Source organism: Flavobacterium foetidum (assembly GCF_004634245.1).
Lineage (GTDB): Bacteria > Bacteroidota > Bacteroidia > Flavobacteriales > Flavobacteriaceae > Flavobacterium > Flavobacterium foetidum.
This window is the reverse complement of sequence record NZ_SJTF01000021.1, coordinates 36,940-58,084: the sequence shown is the minus strand read 5'-3', so window position 1 is coordinate 58,084 and position 21,145 is coordinate 36,940. Positions and strand designations below refer to the sequence as shown.

At 35.3% G+C, this 21,145-nt stretch carries 24 protein-coding genes; 7 read left to right on the top strand and 17 right to left on the bottom strand.

The window, feature by feature from the left end; genetic code table 11:
• Nucleotides 1–182: 182 nt before the first annotated feature.
• Nucleotides 183–932 (bottom strand): LytR/AlgR family response regulator transcription factor, encoded by a 750-nt coding sequence (locus E0W73_RS20480; RefSeq protein ID WP_135223909.1) that lies wholly within the window; start codon nt 930–932, stop codon nt 183–185.
• Entirely contained in the window at nt 929–2,752 is a 1,824-nt protein-coding gene (locus tag E0W73_RS20475; protein ID WP_135223908.1) for a tetratricopeptide repeat-containing sensor histidine kinase, read from the bottom strand. The genes E0W73_RS20480 and E0W73_RS20475 overlap by 4 nt, the downstream gene beginning before the upstream one ends.
• A 145-nt stretch (nt 2,753–2,897) precedes the next feature.
• Between E0W73_RS20475 and E0W73_RS20470 the strand changes: the two genes are divergently transcribed.
• The 3 genes from E0W73_RS20470 (at nt 2,898) to E0W73_RS20460 (ending at nt 6,036) form a co-directional block, all read left to right on the top strand.
• The gene (locus E0W73_RS20470; protein WP_135223907.1) at nt 2,898–3,857 is read left to right on the top strand and encodes an SIMPL domain-containing protein; all 960 of its coding nucleotides are present in this window, start codon (nt 2,898–2,900) and stop codon (nt 3,855–3,857) included.
• 284 nt (nt 3,858–4,141) lie between these two features.
• On the top strand, nt 4,142–5,305 hold the full coding sequence (locus E0W73_RS20465; RefSeq protein ID WP_135223906.1) for a vWA domain-containing protein: 1,164 nt from the start codon (nt 4,142–4,144) through the stop codon (nt 5,303–5,305).
• A 107-nt stretch (nt 5,306–5,412) separates the two neighbouring features.
• Entirely contained in the window at nt 5,413–6,036 is a 624-nt protein-coding gene (locus E0W73_RS20460; protein ID WP_135223905.1) for a murein L,D-transpeptidase catalytic domain-containing protein, read from the top strand.
• 318 nt (nt 6,037–6,354) lie between these two features.
• Here E0W73_RS20460 and E0W73_RS20455 read toward each other — a convergent pair whose 3' ends face one another.
• From E0W73_RS20455 to E0W73_RS20445, 3 genes are all read right to left on the bottom strand, one after another.
• Entirely contained in the window at nt 6,355–7,392 is a 1,038-nt protein-coding gene (locus tag E0W73_RS20455) for an aldo/keto reductase (RefSeq protein WP_135223904.1), read from the bottom strand.
• 367 nt (nt 7,393–7,759) lie between these two features.
• Nucleotides 7,760–8,704 carry an OmpA/MotB family protein gene (locus E0W73_RS20450; RefSeq protein ID WP_135223903.1) on the bottom strand — a complete coding sequence of 315 codons (945 nt, stop codon included), beginning with the start codon at nt 8,702–8,704 and terminating at the stop codon, nt 7,760–7,762.
• A gap of 136 nt (nt 8,705–8,840) precedes the next feature.
• Nucleotides 8,841–9,602, bottom strand: coding sequence for an exodeoxyribonuclease III (locus E0W73_RS20445; RefSeq protein ID WP_135223902.1), 762 nt, complete (start codon nt 9,600–9,602; stop codon nt 8,841–8,843).
• A 119-nt stretch (nt 9,603–9,721) separates the two neighbouring features.
• Here E0W73_RS20445 and E0W73_RS20440 point away from each other — a divergent pair, with 119 nt between their 5' ends.
• A complete protein-coding gene (locus E0W73_RS20440; protein ID WP_135223901.1) occupies nt 9,722–11,524 on the top strand; it encodes a GNAT family N-acyltransferase in 1,803 nt (600 codons plus the stop codon).
• 74 nt (nt 11,525–11,598) lie between these two features.
• On the opposite strand, the gene E0W73_RS20435 is transcribed toward E0W73_RS20440, so the two are convergent.
• From E0W73_RS20435 to E0W73_RS20410, 6 genes are all read right to left on the bottom strand, one after another.
• Entirely contained in the window at nt 11,599–11,937 is a 339-nt protein-coding gene (locus E0W73_RS20435; RefSeq protein ID WP_135223900.1) for a DUF805 domain-containing protein, read from the bottom strand.
• Between the two features lie 218 nt (nt 11,938–12,155).
• Nucleotides 12,156–12,620 (bottom strand): DUF2752 domain-containing protein, encoded by a 465-nt coding sequence (locus tag E0W73_RS20430; RefSeq protein WP_135223899.1) that lies wholly within the window; start codon nt 12,618–12,620, stop codon nt 12,156–12,158.
• Complete coding sequence (locus tag E0W73_RS20425; protein ID WP_135223898.1) at nt 12,595–12,963, bottom strand: DUF4234 domain-containing protein; 369 nt, start codon at nt 12,961–12,963, stop codon at nt 12,595–12,597. The genes E0W73_RS20430 and E0W73_RS20425 overlap by 26 nt, the downstream gene beginning before the upstream one ends.
• An 83-nt stretch (nt 12,964–13,046) precedes the next feature.
• Complete coding sequence (locus E0W73_RS20420; RefSeq protein WP_135223897.1) at nt 13,047–13,322, bottom strand: TM2 domain-containing protein; 276 nt, start codon at nt 13,320–13,322, stop codon at nt 13,047–13,049.
• Nucleotides 13,323–13,342: 20 nt separating this feature from the next.
• Nucleotides 13,343–13,768, bottom strand: coding sequence for a DUF805 domain-containing protein (locus E0W73_RS20415; RefSeq protein WP_135223896.1), 426 nt, complete (start codon nt 13,766–13,768; stop codon nt 13,343–13,345).
• A gap of 190 nt (nt 13,769–13,958) precedes the next feature.
• Entirely contained in the window at nt 13,959–14,921 is a 963-nt protein-coding gene (locus E0W73_RS20410) for a 2-hydroxyacid dehydrogenase (protein ID WP_135223895.1), read from the bottom strand.
• A gap of 190 nt (nt 14,922–15,111) precedes the next feature.
• Here E0W73_RS20410 and nhaA point away from each other — a divergent pair, with 190 nt between their 5' ends.
• The 3 genes from nhaA (at nt 15,112) to E0W73_RS21630 (ending at nt 16,790) form a co-directional block, all read left to right on the top strand.
• Nucleotides 15,112–16,254 (top strand): Na+/H+ antiporter NhaA, encoded by a 1,143-nt coding sequence (gene nhaA, locus E0W73_RS20405; RefSeq protein WP_135223894.1) that lies wholly within the window; start codon nt 15,112–15,114, stop codon nt 16,252–16,254.
• A 1-nt stretch (nt 16,255) separates the two neighbouring features.
• Nucleotides 16,256–16,498 (top strand): hypothetical protein, encoded by a 243-nt coding sequence (locus E0W73_RS21635; protein WP_244248530.1) that lies wholly within the window; start codon nt 16,256–16,258, stop codon nt 16,496–16,498.
• A gap of 61 nt (nt 16,499–16,559) precedes the next feature.
• Nucleotides 16,560–16,790 carry a hypothetical protein gene (locus E0W73_RS21630; RefSeq protein WP_244248529.1) on the top strand — a complete coding sequence of 77 codons (231 nt, stop codon included), beginning with the start codon at nt 16,560–16,562 and terminating at the stop codon, nt 16,788–16,790.
• A gap of 163 nt (nt 16,791–16,953) precedes the next feature.
• Here the strand turns inward: E0W73_RS21630 and proC are convergent, their stop codons facing one another.
• The 6 genes from proC to E0W73_RS20370 all read right to left on the bottom strand — a co-directional run bounded on the left by proC (nt 16,954) and on the right by E0W73_RS20370 (nt 21,071).
• Nucleotides 16,954–17,730, bottom strand: a complete 777-nt coding sequence (gene proC, locus E0W73_RS20395; RefSeq protein ID WP_135223893.1) for a pyrroline-5-carboxylate reductase — start codon at nt 17,728–17,730, stop codon at nt 16,954–16,956.
• A 112-nt stretch (nt 17,731–17,842) separates the two neighbouring features.
• Nucleotides 17,843–19,192, bottom strand: coding sequence for a magnesium transporter (gene mgtE, locus E0W73_RS20390; RefSeq protein WP_135223892.1), 1,350 nt, complete (start codon nt 19,190–19,192; stop codon nt 17,843–17,845).
• Nucleotides 19,176–19,961 (bottom strand): 16S rRNA (adenine(1518)-N(6)/adenine(1519)-N(6))-dimethyltransferase RsmA, encoded by a 786-nt coding sequence (gene rsmA / locus E0W73_RS20385; protein ID WP_135223891.1) that lies wholly within the window; start codon nt 19,959–19,961, stop codon nt 19,176–19,178. The genes mgtE and rsmA overlap by 17 nt, the downstream gene beginning before the upstream one ends.
• A gap of 103 nt (nt 19,962–20,064) precedes the next feature.
• Nucleotides 20,065–20,541, bottom strand: coding sequence for a nucleotidyl transferase AbiEii/AbiGii toxin family protein (locus tag E0W73_RS20380; RefSeq protein ID WP_135223890.1), 477 nt, complete (start codon nt 20,539–20,541; stop codon nt 20,065–20,067).
• A gap of 1 nt (nt 20,542) precedes the next feature.
• Nucleotides 20,543–20,728 (bottom strand): hypothetical protein, encoded by a 186-nt coding sequence (locus E0W73_RS20375; RefSeq protein ID WP_135223889.1) that lies wholly within the window; start codon nt 20,726–20,728, stop codon nt 20,543–20,545.
• Between the two features lie 31 nt (nt 20,729–20,759).
• The gene (locus tag E0W73_RS20370) at nt 20,760–21,071 is read right to left on the bottom strand and encodes a DUF4286 family protein (protein WP_135223888.1); all 312 of its coding nucleotides are present in this window, start codon (nt 21,069–21,071) and stop codon (nt 20,760–20,762) included.
• Nucleotides 21,072–21,145: the final 74 nt, after the last annotated feature.

The window sequence follows — 21,145 nt, the reverse complement described above, 5'->3', positions numbered from 1 at the left end:
TTTCTCCTGCAAGGTTTCCAAAACCTTGTAGGTGTTATCCTTTTTACTTCTACATACTTATTACCTACGGCGCGAAGTTTTTTTTTCCTGCAAGGTTTCCAAAACCTTGTAGGTGTTATACTTTTTACTTCTACATACTTATACCTACAAGGTTTTGAAAACCTTGCAGGAAAGGAAACGAATTATTTAAAGCTCTTTAGGAACTCTTCTTTATAAGTTGGCGAAACTTCAATTTCAGCACCATCATTAAGCGTCACAATCCCGCCTTTGTTGTACGATTTCACGCAATTGATATTGACAATATGCGATTTGTGTACCCTCATAAAAGGCAATGGCAGAATTTCTGAAAAATGTTTTAAAAAACGGCATACCATTTTTTTGCTTCCATTATTCAAATACAAATCGGTAAAATTGCCGTTACCGCGAAGACGTACAATTTCTTCCATTTTTACTACTTCAAAACCTTCGAGTGTTGGCAGAATGACTTGTTGTTTTTCGGGTTTCTGCTCGTGGAAATTTTCAACAATAATTTTATTTCTGTTGAAGATTTCATGATTCATAATCTGATGTTGAACCTTATTAACCGCAATAATCAATTCTTCAATACTAATTGGCTTTAAAAGATAATAAGCCGCACTCTGATTCAAAGCACGAAGCGAATATTCCGAAAAAGCCGTGACAAAAATGGTTTCAAAATGCAAATCTTTACAAGCTTCCAAAACATCAAAAGCATTTCCGAAAGGCATTTCGACATCTAGAAAAACCAATTGCGGTTTCAGTTCATGGAGCAACGGAACCGCTTCTTTGATGTTCTGTGCTTCTCCGATAACCTCAACCTGCGGACAGTATTTGCTCAAATAATTTTTGAGCACTTCACGCGCGGCGAGCTCATCTTCAACAATTACACTTTTTATTTTTTGGAGCGTCATCATATTTTATCAATTAATGGAAAAACGATTTGAACCATTGTGCCAGATTCCAGTCCTTCTTTTTCTACAATTCTAAATGTAATTTCCTTTTTATACAATTCATTCAAAAGTGCAATTCGTTCTTTGGTATTGTTCAAACCTCGAGATTCGTATATTTTTTGGTTTTTTGTTTTAAGTTCACCGCTTTTGGTTAAACCAATTCCGTTGTCTTCAATCGTTACGATGATTTTTCCATTTTTATAATCAAATCGTAAAGACAAAAAACCTTTCTTATCCAAATAGCGTAATCCGTGCCAGATGGCGTTTTCAAGATGAGGCTGTAAAATCATATTCGGAACAAAAACTCTTTCGGCATCGAGCGATTCATCCACATAAATTTCGAAATCAAACTTATCCTGAAAACGCATATGCTCCAATGCCAAATATTTCTGGAGCTGTTCGGCTTCTTTATCTAGGGTAATAAAATCTTTATTGGAGTTTTCCATCGTATCGCGCATAAGGTTTGAATACGACGTCAAATACTTATTGGCTTCCAATTCTTTATTTTCCGAAATAAACTGGTTGACGCTATTCAGACTGTTAAAAATAAAATGCGGATTCATCTCACGACGCAAAGATTGCAAAGCGATTTCTTTATTTTTAATTTTAATGGAATACAAAGCTTTCACAATAAATAAAAACAAAAGCAGCAACAAACCAACCGAACCAATCAGGAAATAATTGAAATTGTTTTTCTTCGAAATCAGTTCGTCTTTCAGAATTTTTTCTTTTTCCAGCTGACGGATTTTTTCTTCTGTAATCTGAAAAGTCTTCGCATCAATCAATGTAGTATCAGAATGAATGAGTTTGTCGAAATTTTCAAGAAACTGCTCATACAAAGCCATGCTTTCTTTATTCTGTCCTTTGGTTTTATAATATTTTACCAAAGAAGACAAACTATTTTTAGCTTCGGCCGAATTGCCTTTTTGAAAAGACAAATCATAGGCTTCTTTTAAGGATGAGATTGCCTTTTCGGGTTCTTGTTTTTCAAAATAAATAGACGAAAGCGATTGCAGCTGTTTTATTTCGGTAGAATAATCATTTTTCTTCCTGGCTTCTGCAAGTATCTTTTCATTAATAGCAAGCGCCTTATCAAACTGATTGTCCTCAGCATAAACCTTGGCAATTTCATTTTTAATTTTAATCACATCCTCAGGTTTATCTTTGGCGTAGACTAATGCTTTTTTATAGCTTTCAATCGCTACTTCTTTGTCTTTTAACTGCAGCGAATTCTGCGCTTTTTGCACATAAGCATCGGTCACCTCTGCGGCTTTGTTTTCCTTTTTCAGTAAATCAATATTAGAATCGACAAAATCTGTCTGACTTGCCGGATTGGACTGATTTTTCAGACGATTGGCATCATTCAAATTGATTTTTTCTTCAACCGCGTCTTTTGTTAAAGACCCAGCCCTTTCATAGTTTTTAATCGCCGAGCCAAAGTTTTTCTGATTTTCCTGTGTTTTGGCAAGACTTCTGGTAACACGGGTTTTGTCTTCTGTCAGTTTTAGTTTAGTATAACTGTTTAAAGCCCTTTTAAAATAATCTTCGGCCTTGGCATTATCGCCTTTATTCAGAAACTCGTTAGCCAGTTTCTCATAATTCTGTGCAATTTTAGATTCGTCATTTTCATCAATTGCATTGGATAAATCTTCAGCCGCTTTATTCATTTTGGCTTTTTTGCTGTTTTCAATCTTAGACGTAGGAGCAGATTGAGCTTTTATTCGTTGCGGAAAAAAAAGCATTACTAAAAACAGACTAAAAACGATTAAAATATTACGCTTCACAATAAGTAATTTAGAAAATGTAAAGTAACCCAATTTCAGATTCCTATCCTATATCTTTTACCAAGTCAAACGGCCTGTTGACCCATTCTGCCAAAAATACGTTTTTCCCTGCAATACATTTGCTTCCGAATCAAAAATCAAAATCATGAAAAAACTATTCTTATCTCTTTTAATCATTTTAGTTTCGCATTTTACAATTGCCCAAGTTTCGGGAAATGTGAATTATCAAAATCAGTATAATGCACAAAGCTCGATTAACATCAATTTTCCTTCTAGCGACGGAATAGTTGCAAGCGTAAAAGGGCTTGCCAATGTTAAAGCAGATTCTTATACCGCTATTTTCAGCATCACCCAAACGGGCAAAACCACCAAAGAAGTCAACGAATTATCGGACCAAAGAATCACTCAGGCGCTAAACGAAATCAAACTTAAAAAAGGCGTTGAAACGTTTGTCGATATGATTTCGTTTGTTCCGGTTTATGAATATGAAGTCGAAAAAAAAGTATTCAGCCGAAAAACCTATAATGAAGTTCCGATTGGATTTGAATTGAAGAAAAACATTCACATTAAATTTTCCGATCCGAATCAGTTAAATGAATTTATTTCCATTTTATCCAATAATGAAATTTACGATTTGGTGCGAGTGGATTACTTTTCAAATGCTTTGGAAACCATCAAAAAAGAAATGATGACCAAAGCCAAACTGCTGATTCAGGAAAAAATAAAAAACTACGAACTGCTACTTGGCGAAACCTTTACAAACGCAGAAAAAAGAATCGCTGATGATTTTGTTGTAAACTTGCCAGTAGAAATGTATAAATCTTACGAGGCTTACAACAGCTCTTCTTTAAACTTAAAAAGAAACTCAAATATTAACCAAGCCAACAAATCGACTACGCTTTATTATCAGCCGGTTTTTGGTAAAGAGTTTGATTTTATCCTTAATCCCTCGGTTTTAGAACCGGTTATTCAGGTACAATATGAAGTAAAAATTGTCATTAACAGAGAAAAGAAACAAACTGTAAAAGGAGACAAAGAGTTTATTCTGGTTACACCAAATGGCGATTTAAAAACTTTAAATATCAATGCACCAAAACAAAACTAACCTGTTAAGTCGCAATTTCCACAAAAATTAATTTAACATATGGAAACATAGATTTAAAAAAATCTTGATTTTCACCTAGCTATGTTTATCATTATGAAGTGAAACGCCTTTTTTAAGTTACAAAACCTATGTTTCTATGTGCTGAAAATAATTATACTCAACAGATAATTTAGTAAGCTGAGACCATTTCACCAAGTCAAAACACCGTTTCACCCTTTGTCTGAAAAATAGGCCTTTTTTGTTTCTAAGTTTGATCTGTAATCATCCAATTAAAAACTAATATTATGAAATCAAATCTTTTTATAACAGCATTTTTGGCAATGACCTTATCATTTGCGGCTTGTAACTCATCTGCTGCAAAACCAAAACCGAAAACAGAAATTGGAAAATCAGATGATGCATCGACAACCAAAATTCAGGTTGCGCTTCTACTGGACACTTCAAGCAGCATGGACGGATTAATTGATCAGGCGAAAGCCAGATTATGGGATATCGTAAACACACTGACCACTTTAAAATACGAAGGAAAAACGCCTGAAATTGAAATAGCATTATACGAGTATGGAAATAGCGGTTTGAGCGAAAAATCAAATTATATCCGACAAATCACGCCACTTTCTACTGATCTGGATTTGATTTCGGAACAATTATTTGCCCTGCGTACAAACGGTGGCGAAGAATATTGCGGTGCGGTAATTCAAGATGCAGTAAAAGATTTGAAATGGGCTGGAGAAAAAAACAGCATGAAATTGATTTACATAGCAGGAAACGAAGAATTTAATCAGGGAAAAATCAATTATAAAGAAGCCATCAGCAATGCTTTGAAAAATGATATCTATGTAAATACTATTTTCTGTGGCAACAAAACCGAAGGCATAAGAATACTTTGGAAAGACGGAGCTGATTACGGAAAAGGAAAATATTTCAATATTGATTCCGATAGAGCCGTAGAATACATTGCAACTCCTTATGATGAAGAAATTGCTAAATGCGATGAAAAAATGAACAAAACCTACATTAATTACGGTGCAAAGGGCGCTGAGAAAAAAATGAATCAGGTGATGCAGGATCAAAATGCCAAAAAAGTTTCGAACGCCAATTATACTGCCCGTGCAGTGAGCAAATCTAAAGCCGCTTATAAAAATGAAAGCTGGGACTTGGTTGATAAAACAAAAGATGACGCCAATGCGATTTCTAAAATAAGAAAAGACGAACTGCCAGCTGAGCTACAGAATAAATCGGAAGCCGAAATAAAAACAATTGTAGCGGCAAAATCAAAAGAAAGAGAAACCATTCAGAAAGAAATCAGCGTTTTGGCAAAGAAACGCCAAGAATATATTGACAATGAAGCCAAAAAAACCAAAAAACAAGATGATTTAGGCAACGCCATAAATACTTCTGTGGTAGCCTTTGCAAAGGTTAAAGGATATACTGTTGAGAATAATTAGCAATAATGCATTGGGGAGCATTATTCCTGCACATCGAAGCATAGTTTTACTTTCAAATCTATGTTTCTTTGTGTTTCTTTATCAAATCAAAATAATTGTTACAAAACATGAAAAACGCAATCTGTCTTTTGTTATTTGGCTTCATAATCTTTACGAGTTTTAATTGTACAGATAAGAAGGAAAAAAAGAAAATGCATGAAAATACAAAAGCGATTTATTCGTATGAAGAAAATTTAAAAAGCCACGTTGCAGAAATGAAAGGTTTCTTAAAAAAAACACCGAAGTACAATTCTGAAATTGCTTTTTTTCTTGACATGAAGGTTGAATCGGGAAAGAACCGCTTTTTTGTTTACAATCTTAAAAATGATACAATAATCGATAAAGGTTTGGTTGCGCATGGCATAGGTTCTAAAACGGATATTGAAGGGCAATTAAAATTCAGCAACGTAAAAGATTCTAAATCGAGTTCGCTCGGCAAATATGCCATTGGCAGTTCGTATTCAGGAAGTTTCGGAAAAGCCTATAAATTATACGGTCTTGATAAAACAAACAGCAATGCTTTTGACCGAAATATTGTACTGCACAAATATTCTAAAGTACCTTTTGAGGAACAGCCTTATCCTATTTGCTACAGTTACGGATGCCCAATGGTAAATGAAAAATTTTTTGGCGCGCTCGAAAAAACGATTGACAATTCTAAAAAGAAAATCCTTTTGGTGATGTATTATTGATTTTTGCCACAAAGGCACTAAGACACAATATTTTTTGTTTTTAATCTCGCAAAGACACAGAGTCGCAAAGTTTAAATTTTTAAATTCAATAACGTCCAGCTTTAGCTGGATGAAAATATAAATACAAAGAAAAGGGCTTCAGCCAAACTTTGCTAGTTTGGCTGAAGCCCTTTTCGATTTCGATCTTGTTCTCCTAGCTGAAGCTAGGGGCTATTTAAAAAACTTTGCGACTCTACTTCCGATAACTATCGGGATTGCGAGCAAATTCAACAAGCTTCAACAAAAACGTCGCGCCTTAGTGTCTTCGTGGCAAAAAAATCAAGGAGCCGGATCAGGAATAATAGCCTGAACCGCATCAATTTCGGCGAGAATTTGTTTCGAAAGCACCACATCAATGGTGTCGATGTTTTCTTTTAATTGTTCCAAAGTGGTTGCTCCGATAATGGCACTTGTCAAGAAAGGCTGTTGCAATACAAATCCCATTGCCAATTGAGTTAACGTTAAACCATGTTTTTTAGCGATTTCCTGATACAGTTTTGTTGCTTGTGTACATTGTTCGCTATTGTAACGTTTGTATTGCGGAAAAAGGTTAATTCTCGCTTTCGGGTGACTTTCTCCTGTCAGGAATTTTCCAGTCAAAACTCCAAAGGCTAAAGGTGAATATCCCAGCAAACCAACATTTTCGTATTTTGAAACTTCGGCAGAATTCACTTCAAACAAACGATTCAATAACGAATACGGATTTTGAACGGTTTTGATTCTTGGCAGATTGTTGTATTTGCTTTCTTCCAACAAACGCATCATACCCCAAGCATTTTCGTTTGAAACTCCAATATGTTTGATTTTCCCTTCTTTGATTAATCCGTCAAAAGTTTCCAATATTTCTCTGAAGTTATCTTCCCAAACATCATCATGTCCGTGAAAAGCACGCTGTCCGAAATTGTTCGTTTTTCTTTCCGGCCAGTGCATTTGGTACAAATCGATATAATCCGTCTGCAGTCTTTTTAAACTGTTTTCAACTGCATACTTAATGCTTGTTGGCGAAAAATCCAGTTTCTCGCGCATGTATCCAAAATTCGGATTTGGGCCAGCGATTTTAGAGGCCAAAATAACCTTATCTCTATTTCCTGATTTCTTAAACCAAGTCCCGATAATTTTTTCGGTGCTTCCGTAAGTTGCCTCATTTGCCGGAACCGAATACATTTCAGCCGTATCAAAAAAGTTTACTCCTCTTTCTAAAGCGTAGTCCATTTGCTCATGACCTTCAGCTTCGGTATTCTGTTGTCCGAAAGTCATTGTTCCGAGACAGATTTTACTAACTTTTATATCGGTGTTGGGTAATGTTGTGTATTTCATTTTTTCTTTAAGGTTCAAAGTTGCAAAGAGGCAAAGTTACAAAGGGATTTTTCAAATCTGGATTTGAAAAAGGTTAAAAAAAGTACAAGATTTTTTCGATCTCTCCTGCAAGGTTTCCAAAACCTAGTAGGTGTTTCTATTGTTACAAACGAACTTATACCTACAAGGTTTTGGAAACCTTGCAGGAAAGCAAAAAGGGTCCAAAGTAAAATTTGAACCCTTTTTTAAAATCTTAGTAGCTTAGTATCTTAGTCTCTTTAAAGAGTTTAAACCTACAAGGTTTTGAAAACCTTGCAGGAAAGCAAAAAGGCTCAAAAGTAAAAACCTTTGAGCCTTTGTCACTTTGTATCTTTGTATCTTTGAAACTTTAGTTAATGCTATTAAGCATCTCCGCAATTTCATCCAATCTTGGAGTAAGGATGATTTCGATTCTTCTGTTTTTCGCTTTTCCTTCTGGAGTTGCGTTGCTCGCTAAAGGAGAAAATTCGCTACGTCCCGCTGCAGTTAATTTTTGTTTGTTGATTTTTGGGTTCTCGCTCAAAATCGCTACGATTGCAGTTGCTCTTTTAGTCGATAAATCCCAGTTGTTTGCAATTGGTCCAGAACCAGCATACGGATCATCATCTGTATGTCCTTCAATCAAAACAGAAAGATCAGGATTGTCACCCAAAACTTTTCCAAGTTCTACGACTGCTTTTCTTCCTTCTGCTCCTACAGCCCAGCTTCCTGAATTAAAAAGTAATTTATTTTCCATAGAAACATATACTTTTCCGTTTTTATGTTCAACTGTTAAACCTTTACCTTCAAAACCTGTTAATGCTTTAGATAAAGTTTCTTTCAGTTTACGCATTGCTTCTTCTTTAGCCGCAATCATATCTTCTAATTCTTTCAGACGATTTGCCGTTTTGTCCAAACGAGCTTGTTCGTCTGCAAGCGCTTTACCTTTTGCTTCTAACTGTGCTAGCAATTCACGGTTTTTAGCCAAGTTTTTTTCTAATGCATCGTTGCTGTTTTTCTCTAATGCATTATAAGAATCTTGCAATACTTTGTATTTTTTCTGCTCAGCAGCAAGATCAGCCTTTTGTTTTGCCAAATCATCTTTTGTGCTGGCCAAATCTTTCGTCAATTTATCACGGTCTAATTCTAACTGATTTTTAGCTTTTTTCAAATCAGCATTTTCGTCAGCGATAGAACGGTTTTCTTTTTTTAGATCTGAATACTTGTTTTCAAGATCATTGTAAATCTTTTTGGATACGCAAGAAGTTGCAGACAAAGCTAAAACTACTAATCCGATGGAGGCTTTTTTAATCATTTTTACTTGGTTTATTTTTGGGGCGTTTATTAATTCTAGATCTTTTTTAAAAAATTCAAATTCCACATTTGGAAATTTTTATTCAAAACTTGACTTTTTTAAATCACATTTTACTTTACAAGAACAATACCAAAGTTTACTCTATTTCTACTAAAATCGGGCAATGATCAGAATGCATAGCGTCTGGAAGAATTACCGCACGTTTTAATCTGTTTTCTAAAGAATTACTCACCAGATTGTAATCGATTCTCCAACCTTTGTTATTTCCTCTTGCTCCTGCACGGTAACTCCACCACGAATAATGATGAGGCTCTTTGTTAAAATGACGGAAACTATCAATAAAACCAGATTTCATAAAAGCATCAAGCCAAGCACGTTCTGCCGGAAGAAATCCGGAAACCGTTTTATTGCGAACCGGATCGTGAATATCGATTGCTTCGTGGCAAATGTTGTAATCACCGCAGATAATCAAGTTCGGAATCGTAGTTTTTAATTCATCGATATAAGTTTGAAAATCATCCATAAACATAAACTTATGATCCAGTCTTTCAATGTTGGTTCCAGACGGGAGATACAAACTCATTACCGAGAAATCATCAAAATCGGCACGCAGGTTTCGCCCCTCAAAATCCATATGATGAATTCCAGTTCCGTAAACTATATTGTTTGGTTTTGTCTTAGATAGAATGGCTACGCCACTATATCCTTTTTTTGTTGCTGGATAATAATATTGAAACGGATAGCCCGCAGCCGTAATATCATCTACAGGAATTTGATCCTGAGTTGCTTTTATTTCCTGAAGACAGATTACATCAGGATTTGCTTGCTGCAACCATTCGATAAATCCTTTGTTTATGGCCGCACGAATTCCGTTAACATTATAAGAAATAATTTTCATTAGAGATTTTTTTTTAGGATTTCAAATGTAATAAAAAAGTGCAAAGTTTATCTTGGAAACAATGAAAAGTAGACTTTTTTGTTATCTTTGTTCGCTGTTCGAATAAATAAAAATAGTACATGGGTTTAGTTACCGCGAAAGAAGTTGCAAAGGCAATAAATGTTGAAAAGTACGGAGTTTTCGGTACCTTTTCTGGCTGGATTCTTATGAAGGTTCTTAAGATCTCTACCCTTAATAAAATTTACGATCGTAATAAACATCTAGAAGATCTTGCTTTTTTGAACGGAATTTTGGACGAAATGGAAATTAAGTTTGAAATCCCAGAAGAAGATTTGAAACGACTGCCAAAAGACGGTGCTTATATTACCATTTCCAATCATCCACTTGGAGGAATAGACGGAATTTTATTGTTGAAATTAATGCTTGAAAGAGAGCCGAATTTCAAAATCATTGCCAACTTCTTATTGCATAGAATTGTTCCAATGAAAAAATACATCATGCCAGTAAATCCTTTTGAAAATCATAAGGATGCAAAATCTAGCGTGATCGGCATCAAGGAAACCTTACGCCACTTAAGCGACGGGAAACCGCTTGGGATTTTTCCTGCTGGAGAAGTTTCAACCTATAAAGACGGAAAACTTGTAGTAGACAGACCTTGGGAAGAAGGAGCAATCAAACTGATTCGTAAAGCAAAAGTTCCCGTTGTACCGATTTACTTTCACGCCAAAAACAGTAAATTGTTCTATTGGCTTTCTAAAATTGACGATACTTTAAGAACTGCAAAACTTCCTTCAGAGCTTTTAACACAGAAAGACCGTGTAATCAAGGTTCGTATTGGAAAACCAATTTCTGTAAGCGAACAAGATGAAATAGAATCTTTTGAAGAATATTCAGAATTTTTAAGAAAGAAAACCTATATGCTTGCCAATCCGTTTGAAAAAGACACCAAACTGATTGACACTGCTAGTCTTAAAATACCAAAAGCGCCTAAAAAAATCGTAACGCCTGCCAACGAATCCAAAATGATCGATGAAGTTCAGGCACTAAGAGACAATGATTCTCGTTTTTTACAAAGCAAAAACTATGAGGTCTTTTTTGCCGACGCCAAATCGATTCCCAATATTCTGCACGAAATTGGTCGCCTACGCGAAATCACTTTCCGCGAGGTTGGTGAGGGAACTAATGAATCTATCGACTTAGACCAATACGATCAATATTATCACCATATGTTTTTATGGGATGATGAAACCAAAAAAATTGCGGGAGCCTACCGCATGGGATTAGGTTCTGAGATTTATCCGAAATACGGAATTGAAGGTTTTTATCTGACCGATCTTTTTAGATTTGAGCCAGAACTTCATGACATGATGCATAAATCAATCGAAATGGGACGTGCTTTTATTACTCGTGAATATCAGCAAAAACCAATGCCTTTGTTTTTGTTGTGGAAAGGAATTATTCATACCACCTTGCGTCATCCTGAACACAAATATTTGGTTGGAGGAGTAAGCATCAGTAATCAGTTTTCTGATTTCTCTAAATCGTTAATGATTGAGTTCATGAAATCAAACTATTACGATCCGTATATTGCACAATACATTCATCCGAAAAAAGCATATAAAGTCAAACTGAAAGACGCTGACAAGGATTTTATTTTTGATGAAGCCGAATCTGATTTGAATAAATTCGATAAAATTATTGACGAACTGGAACCTGGGAATTTACGTCTGCCAGTTTTAATCAAAAAATACATCAAACAAAATGCACGTGTAGTTGCTTTTAACGTTGATCCGCTTTTCAATAATGCTATCGACGGTTTAATGTACATTCGAATTGCAGATATCCCAGAAAGCACAATGAAACCTGTTATCGAAGAATTTCAGATTGAATTGGAAAAGAAATTATCTGAGAAAGAAGACTAATTAAAGTATCATAAATAACAAATCCCATTCATAAAATGTAAAATGAATGGGATTTTTGATTTATAAAGCATTAATTATGAATTAATTTTAGGATCTGCTCCATATTGGTTTGGTCCTTTATCTCCTTCAATCGTCAGCAAATAAATATTGTAAAGCGGAATCAAAATATACCACCATTCTTTATTTATATCGTGCATTCTTCTAACTGCAACACCAAGTCCCGGAAGCAGTGTAGCAAGAGAATAAATATTGCCAATTATGGCTAATTTTGGCGAAATCAATGCTGTTACAAAACCTAATACCACAGCAATAATAAGGTTAACTAAGAAAAACATCCAATACTCTTGTCTTCTAGCTCTTCCTTTAAAATTTAGATAGTTTTCAAAAACTACTTTTTTGTACATTTCAATCATAATAATTTAGTCTTTTAATTTTATTTCCTACTCTTAAGGATTTTCAGTTACTCCTTTTTTAAAATTTATCTTAAAAAAGGCAACATTACGACGTTTAAAAACCAAAAAAAATCCCTAAACGACGTTTTTATAACAGAAAAAGACATTTTAATACAATTGAAATCAAAAAAAAATGAGCCAAAAAAAAATCCTGTTCAGCCGAATAGGATTTTATTTATCTAGAACCAGATTGATTGGTGGAGTATGTCATCAAATGAATTATTCTTCACAAAAAGCACTAATCGGACCACGTGATAAAAAGCTAGAAAATAAGCTAGTTTGTAGGCTAGTTTTCTGTTAAACATGAGTTTGGTAAAATATTCTTTTTTGGTGATTAATTCAGTAATAAGCACAACAATTGTAGTTGCGCAGAATAGTATTACGAAAGGTCCCAAAATATGATAACTCAAAGATTTGTATAGGTCGCCTTCGTAAAAGTAGACCAGTGACTTGGTAATGCCACAACCCGGACACGGAAAACCGGTCACCATTTTGAAAGGACACAAAGACTGATCGGTTTCTAAATGATGGTCGTGATTGTCGAGCATTAAAAAAAACGGAACTATCAGTGTGATTAACGCACCGATAATTCCGTAAATTTTACGTGTTGTTCGTTTATTATTTGTAAAGTCTGTTGATATCACCCTGAACGATCATAGCGGCTGCCATTGGGAAAAAGAAACCTAAAACGATTAATAAAACTGACTGGTCTTTTTGAAGCTCTCCTGTTCTTCTGTACACTTCAGGCAAAGCTTCTTTTCCTGCCAAATAGTAAAAGTAAATATTTACAGGCATACAACATCCTGCAAAAATCGCAATTGGCTGCGAGATTACTTCTCTTCCTGCAACTGCGTTAAAAACTTCTGAAACTTTAATGTTCCAGTAAATCAGATACAATCCGCAGGTTAAAAAACTAAAAAGCAAAACCATTACTGGATCAACTTTAAATTCTGGTATCGGATTATTAGATGTTTCTTTTAATTCCATTTTATTATTTTGATGATTATGTTAATTACCTACTCTTTTCAGGATTTTCGGTCTCTCCTTAAATTTAAAGAATCAGAATGCTATTAAAACCAGCCTCTATGATTTCTCTGATATGTATTATAAAAATCTTCGTCTGATTTGGTTAAGTAAATTATGCCTTCTATGAGCCCGATAATCCCACCGATACCAAAAAGCAAACCCAAAACAAGCTGAATGACTCCTTCTTTGGTATAACCCAGATAAAATTTATGAATGCCAAGATATCCTAAAAGGATCGCTAAAATTCCAGCTACAACTTTCTTATTTTCCTCACGATAGTTCTGAGGACTGTTCCAGTTTTCTGTTTTAGTATTTTCCATGATTTTTATTTTTTTATAAATTAATGTAATTCGGCGTTTCCGATTTCCTTAATTTCATCAGCGATATTTTTTGGATCATGACCGTATTGATTCGATCCATAATCGCCGTCTGTAACCAGTAAAACCAAAAGCCAGATTCCGCCAATAAAAGGAATAAGCGATATGAAATAAAACCAGCCGCTTTTGCCCACATCATGCAACCTTCTGACCACAACACCCAATGCAGGTAAAATAGTTGCCAAACAATAAAGCATATATGCAAAATTACCTATCAATACCCCCGATAATACATCACCTAAAACAGCTCCAATTATTGCCGCAACAATAAAAATTGAAATCATTATCACAAACTGCGCAAGGATAAAATACCAGTATTCGCTTCGGCGTGCACGACCTTTAAAATTTGCATAGTTTTCAAAAACAACCTTTTTGTAATATTCGACCATAGTTTACATTAGTTAAATTATGCCTACTCTTTTGGGATTTTCAGCCTCTCCTTTTTTTAAAATTTTGTTAAAATTCGTGAACAATATTAAAAAAAAATTAGATCAAAAACTAGATGCCCAACTATTTTTTGAAGAAAAAGCTTGTTATTTCAAACTAAATTGTACTTCATCCAAAAAACAGAACCTAATTCTAAAAATTATTAATTAAATCTAAATAAACGTTTTTAATCTTATCCACTATAACCTGAGCAAGACGCTCGTGGCTTTCGAAAGTCCAGCCTGCGATGTGGGGAGTAAGTAAAACATTTTGAGCTTCTAGAAGATATTGAAAAGCTTCTGGCGTGTTTTTATCTTGAAAAAGCGTTTCAAACGAAAGTTTCTCATACTCCAAAACATCCAAACCTGCGCCTAGTACTTTTTTTTGTTTCATGGCTTCGACTAAATCAGCTGTAACTATGTTTTTGCCGCGAGAAGTATTGATAATCCAAATTGGCTTTTTAAACGCATTTATAAAATTGCTGTCGACCATTTTGTCTGTTTGCGGTGTCCAAGGAAGGTGAAGGCTTAAAACATCTGTTTTTTCACGTAATTCATCTATCGAAACTTGTCTAGCATTTTCATCTCCAACATGCTGCAAAATATCGTAACACAAAACCTCTGTATCAAAGCCTCTCAATTTTTTAGCGAAAGCTTTTCCCATATTTCCATACCCAATAATTCCGACCGTTTTACCATCGAGCTCATGCCCGCGATTGCTTTCGCGATTCCACTGACCAGACTTGACTTCGGCATCAGCCTTATTCAGGTTATTGAAAAGAGACAAAATAACGCCAAGCGAATGTTCTGCAACAGCGTTGCGATTACCTTCTGGAGCAGCAATAAGATGAATTCCTTTCGACTCTGCGTACTCACAATCAATACTTTCCAAACCCGCTCCAACTCTTGCAATAAATTGCAACTTTGTTGCCTTTTCTAGAAATCCCTTATCGATCTTGAAACGACTACGAATTACGATGCCATTATAGTCTTGGATTTTTGATTCTATCTCTTCCTTAGAAGATTTGAAATCGGCGTGATTCTCGAAACCCGCTTCCTCCAATTGATTCCATAAAATCGGATTATTACTGTCGATATGAAGAATTTTTATGCTCATTTTTATTGAATTTTAAATTACAAAAATACAGCAAATGTTTAAGCTTTTTTGATTTAATCTCGCCAACCATCATCATCAAAATAATAACCAGTAAACGGCGTCTTTTGCGCCTCTTCGGCAAATCCTTTTTTTATTTGTTAGTTTTTTCTAACTTTGAAAGAATGCTGTATTCTTTTTAAAATCTTCCAGAATGAAACTAACCAAGACTTTTAAAGCCTTTTTTGAAAACGAAAAATCGGGAGGACTTTTATTATTATTTGTAACAATAATATCTCTGTATGCCGCCAATTCAGCACACGCAGTACAATACATTTCATTTTGGGAAAAAGATTTAGGAGGTCATCCTATTACACACTGGATCAATGATGGCTTGATGACTATTTTCTTTTTGCTGATTGGCCTTGAGCTCGAGCGCGAAATCTATCATGGCGAATTATCTAGCATCAAAAATGCATCGTTACCCATAATGGCTGCTTTTGGCGGAATGCTGGTTCCTGCCGCTACTTATCTGGCTTTTAATTTTGGACTTCCCACTCAAAAAGGTGCCGGAATCCCGATGGCTACTGATATTGCTTTTGCAATTGGCATATTATCCTTGGTAGGAAATAAAGTTCCAGCCTCGCTCAAGGTTTTTCTGACTGCGCTTGCCGTAATAGACGATTTAGGTGCTATAATTGTAATTGCTGTTTTTTACACCAGTTCGATTTCATTTTTAAACCTTGCAATTGCTTTACTCATTTGGGGCTTTTTATTTGTCTTAAATCGAATTAAAATACACAACTTGATTCCGTATCTCATTGGAGGCGGCTTTATGTGGTATTTCATGTTGAATTCTGGAATTCACGCGACTATAACTGGGGTTATACTGGCATTTGTTATTCCGTTTGGAGATGGAAGCGAAAAGTCGGCCTCATATAAACTGCAGCATTTCTTGCATGCACCTGTTGCTTTTATAATTCTTCCCCTATTTGCTATTGCCAATACGTGTATTGCGATTGCACCAAACTGGCATGAAGGTTTGAATAATCCGAACGCGTTCGGAATTGTTTTGGGACTTACTATCGGGAAACCGCTTGGAATTTTATTATTCTCTTCTATTGGAGTCAGCGCAGGCTTGTGCGCTTTGCCCAAAAACCTGAAATGGGCTCATATTTTAGGCGCCGGAATGCTTGCTGGAATTGGTTTTACAATGTCTATCTTTATAACGCTTCTGGCTTTTAAAGACCCTCAAACGATTCTCTATTCAAAAATATCAATTCTGATAGCTTCTGTAATTTCAGGCATGCTCGGATTTGCTTATTTAAAGTTTATATTGTCAGAAAAAAAGGCTTAATATGAAAACGTATTTAATCTGTTGCGTATTATTCATTTACATCATTTCATCTTGCAACACTAAAAAACCAGAGCCGGTAACCGAACAAAACATACCGAAAGCTAAAGTTATTCTTGAGAAAAAAGGAAATGAATCTATAGAAGGCGTATACGAAACCAAAACAGATAATACTGATGGACAATGCAAAATCACTTTGCTCTTAAACCAAAACACAAAACGGCTATTCTTATATTCTAAAAACTGAAAAAAGAGAACTAAAAGGCATCGCTAATTTTACCATCGAAAAATCTGGAGAGCAGCTTCTAATGCTTGAAGGCATACAATGGGACGAATACGAAGGCGACATCAGTAATGAAGAAGAAAATGACACCATATCTCAGACCAAGGAAATAGAAATTCCAGTTGGTATTGGCGCGAGTTATGTCAGAGACACGCTCACAATTCAGAATTATGGCAATTCTATGAATTCTTACATGAAAATTTCAGAATGCGGATTGAAATATATACAGCTTATTAAAAAGGGAAATTCCAATTGAAAACCCACAATTGCTTGGGCAGTTGATTGTTGTTCCTCAATATGACAAAACATAGCTTATATTTCAAAAACAAAAAAAATCCCAAACCCCACTAAAATTGGACCCGAGCGTTAGCGAACAGGCGAAGCAATTTGGAATTTAGACTATTGGAATTTCTTAAAACTTATCCCTTGATTTGCTTCAAAGAAGTCTTGATTCCTTTTATTAATGAAGAACTAAAACCATTATGTTCCATTTCATTTAAACCTACAATTGTACAGCCCTGCGGTGTTGTGACACGGTCGATAAGCTGTTCTGGATGCACTTTCTCTTCCAACAACATTTGAGCTGCACCTTTTACCGTTTGGGCAGCAATAGCAAGAGCTGTCTGCGAATCAAAACCAATTTCGATTCCTGCCTGCATAGAAGCTCTTACATAACGCAACGCATATGCAGTACCACATGCGCCGAGAACCGTAGCCGCGTCCATGAGTTTTTCGTCTATAACCGGAGCCGTTCCTAAATCCTGAAACAAGTCGACAATTGGCGATGCGTTTTCTTTATATTTTTCTGGGAAAGAAATACAAGTTGCAGATTCACCAAACTGCGCAGCAATATTTGGCATAATGCGAACAACAGGATATCCAAAATTTGTCTTTTCCTGAAGCATCTCCAAAGACAATCCGCTTACTGCCGAGGCAATGGTTTTGTTTTGGATAACTGGCAGTATTTCGGACAAAACAGTATCTACTTGATACGGTTTTATTGTTAAAACAATTACGTCTGCCTCCTGAATATTGTGTTTGTTATCGTTAGAAACCGTGATTCCGTATTCCGATAAATATTGAATACTTGCGGTATTTCTTCTAGTAACGGTAACTTGATTGTTTTTCGAAAATTTAGCGATTCCCAAGGCAATAGAAACCCCAAGGTTTCCTCCTCCAATAATGTGTACTTTCATTCTCTCTTGGTTTGAATTTATGATGGCTGCTTAACAGTATATTTTCCGCCTGTAAATTACGGAGATTTTAGAAATTTAAAATCACTGCGATTCGCCAATTTGTGGCAAAAATCTAAAATCCGAGAATTAAATTCGCTACTGCAAAGTAAAGCATAATACCAAACACGTCATTGGTCGTTGTGATAAACGGGCCTGTAGCAATTGCGGGATCAATTTTGTTTTTATTGAGGAAAAGCGGCACCAAAGTTCCCAATGTTGCAGCAAAAAGAATGACTACAATCATTGAAATCGAAATGGCAAATCCGACCAAATATTGTTGATACATAATAGAATGATATCCCAATAAAAGCAACGAGATGATGCTTCCTGAAATCATAGAAACGGTGATTTCTTTAGTAAAATAACCTCTACTGAAATCTTTCAAAGTTCCGTTTGCCAAACCTTGTACAACGATAGCCGAAGCCTGAACCCCGATATTTCCAGCAGTTGCAGAAAGCAATGGTACGAAAATGATTAAAGTTGAATGTTTCTGAAAAGTGCCTTCGTTGCCTTTAAGCACAAAAGAAGCTACAATTTCGATTACCATTCCGATTAAAAGCCACGGCAGACGCGCTTTTGTCAGTTCGTAAACGCTGTCATTAGATTCAACGTCTTGCGTAATACCGGCCGCTAACTGGTAATCTTTATCTGCTTCTTCTTTGATTACATCAACGATATCATCGATGGTAATTCTTCCAACTAATCGACCTAACTCATCAACAACGGGAATAGCCTCTAAGTCATATTTCTGCATGATACGGGCTACTTCTACATCTTCCGTATCAACATTTACAAAATTTAATTTTCGGATATAAACTTCTCCAATCTGAGTTTTCGTAGAAGAAGTTAGCAAGTCTTTAAGAGAAAGTCTCCCTTTTAGTCGGTTTTCATCATCGACCACGTAAATAGAATGCACTCTAGACACATTTTCTGCCTGAATACGCATTTCTTTTACACAGGTCAATACATTCCAGTTTTCATTTACTTTTACAAGCTCCTTCCCCATCAAACCACCGGCGGTATTTTCGTCGTAACGCAAAAGATCAACGATGTCTTTGGCATGCTCAACATCGACAAGCTCAGAGATAACTTCTGCTTTTATTTCCTGCGAAAGTTCTGCGATAATGTCGGCAGCATCGTTGGTTTCAAGCTCATCAAGCTCTTCTGCAATTTCTTTTGGTGAAAGTCGGCTTAGGATATTCTCACGCAAATCTTCTTCCAGTTCCAGAAGAATCTCGGCGGTTTTATCACTATCTAAAACCTTGAAGATATAGGTTGCTTCGTCGAAATCCAGTTCTTCCAGGATTTCTGCAATATCAGCATGGTGAAGATCATTAAGCAAAACCTCAAGCTCGTTGTCGTTTTTCTTATTGATTAGCTCTTCTAGCTGGTGTATAAACTCTTTACTAACTTTGAACTCCATCGGTTTCTATTTTTTGAGTTAGTGCAATAAATTCATCAACGCTAAGCTGTTCCGGACGTTTATCAAAGATAGTGTCTTCTCGCAATTGATCTGATAAATTTAATGTTTTCAAACTGTTACGTAATGTTTTTCGTCTCTGCTGAAAAGCGGTTTTTACTACTGTAAAAAATAACTTTTCGCTGCAAGGAAGACTGTAATCTTCCTTTCGGGTCATTCTCATCACACCCGATTTCACCTTGGGCGGAGGAATAAAAACGTTTTCATCAACCGTAAACAGATACTCTGTATCATAGAAAGCCTGAGCTAAAACTGATAGTATTCCGTAGGTTTTCGAGCCTTTCTTTTCACAGATACGCTCGGCTACTTCTTTCTGAAACATTCCTGAAAATTCTGGAATCTGGTGTTTTAAATCTAATGTTCTAAAAACAATCTGAGAAGAAATATTATACGGAAAGTTGCCAATTATAGCAAACTGTTTGTCTTGGTAAACTTCATTTATATTATACTTCAGGAAATCCTGAGAAATAATTTTGTCTTTTAATTTTGGATAATGTGCATCCAGATACGCTACAGATTCTGTATCAATCTCAATAACGTGTGTATTGATTGGCTTTTCAAGTAAATATTTAGTAAGCACACCCATTCCTGGCCCTATTTCTAAAACCTCATCATATCCTTTAAGAGTCAAAGTATCTGCAATAGCTTTTGCGACGCTTTCGTCTTTAAGGAAGTGCTGTCCTAAATGTTTTTTTGCTTTTACTTTTTCCATTTCATTTCTTGTTTGCCACGAGGCTGCAAAAGTATTCTTTTTACTGTAAAGGCACTATGTTTCTTTATCTTTTTTTGCCACTAAGGCTCGAAGGCACAAAGTTTTATTTTTTATTTATTTCACGTAGTTGTTGAACGTCAAATAAATCTTTAGCTCGATTTGCTTTAATCTTACTTGTAATTAAATCTTCTAAAGACAAAACATTCCATTTTAAAAATGTTTTTCCATTTACAGTAACTTCCTCACTATCATTATAAGCTTCTTCAAAACTTTTATTCACTGAAAACTTTGTTATAAGCTCTAAGTCTAAATCAGCAGGAGAAAACTTTATTGATATATTTTGTTGTTGTTGCTTTACATTGTTAGGAAAATCATCAATTTCATACCCCATTTCATTAAAAACCAATACTAACTTTTTAAAATTTTCTTCTGTAGTTTCAATCCAAAAATCAACATCAGCCGAATGTCTTTGGTAACCATGGAAATTAACTGCTCCTCCACCAACCATAAGCATCCGAACATTATACTTTGCTGACAATGCAATAAATTCATCAATATTTTGGTCCCAAAGCTTTGACATACTATTTTGATTTTATAACAATAAGAAAATTATCTTTATTTTTATCAATTTTATTTTTTACGGGAAATGCACTTATACGCTCGCTTAAACGTAAAAAACTATAGAATCTTTCAACTTTAGGCAAGCTTAAAAAATCCTCCTGTTGTCGTTTATTACTTTCTTCTTTAGTTTGAAAACGTATTTCCATAATAATTTAAATTAAATTGAAAACTAAAAAATTAATGCTCTGAAATAACTTCCAATTCTGTTCTGAAAGAAAGCATTTTATCTGCAAATAATCCTAATGCTTCTCTGTGAAATTCCGGTTCATCTTCGATATAAAACTTCTCCAGCGTTTCTTTGCTGTCTGTTACATACTGAGTCGAATAGGTAATGCCACCCATTTCTTCTTCTACCAAAACTTTTACTATTCTCGCCGAAGAAAATTTGTTAGTTGCCAAAATTTCTGGTATGTGTTTTTCTTGCATCCATTTTAACCATTGGTCGTGAACGCTTTCGTGTATATTGGTGGTAACGTTGTAAATAATCATTTTTTTTCTAAGGTTCTGAGATGCTAAGATTCTAAGGTTCTGAGTTTTCTTTTCTGAAACTTAAAATTCAATTC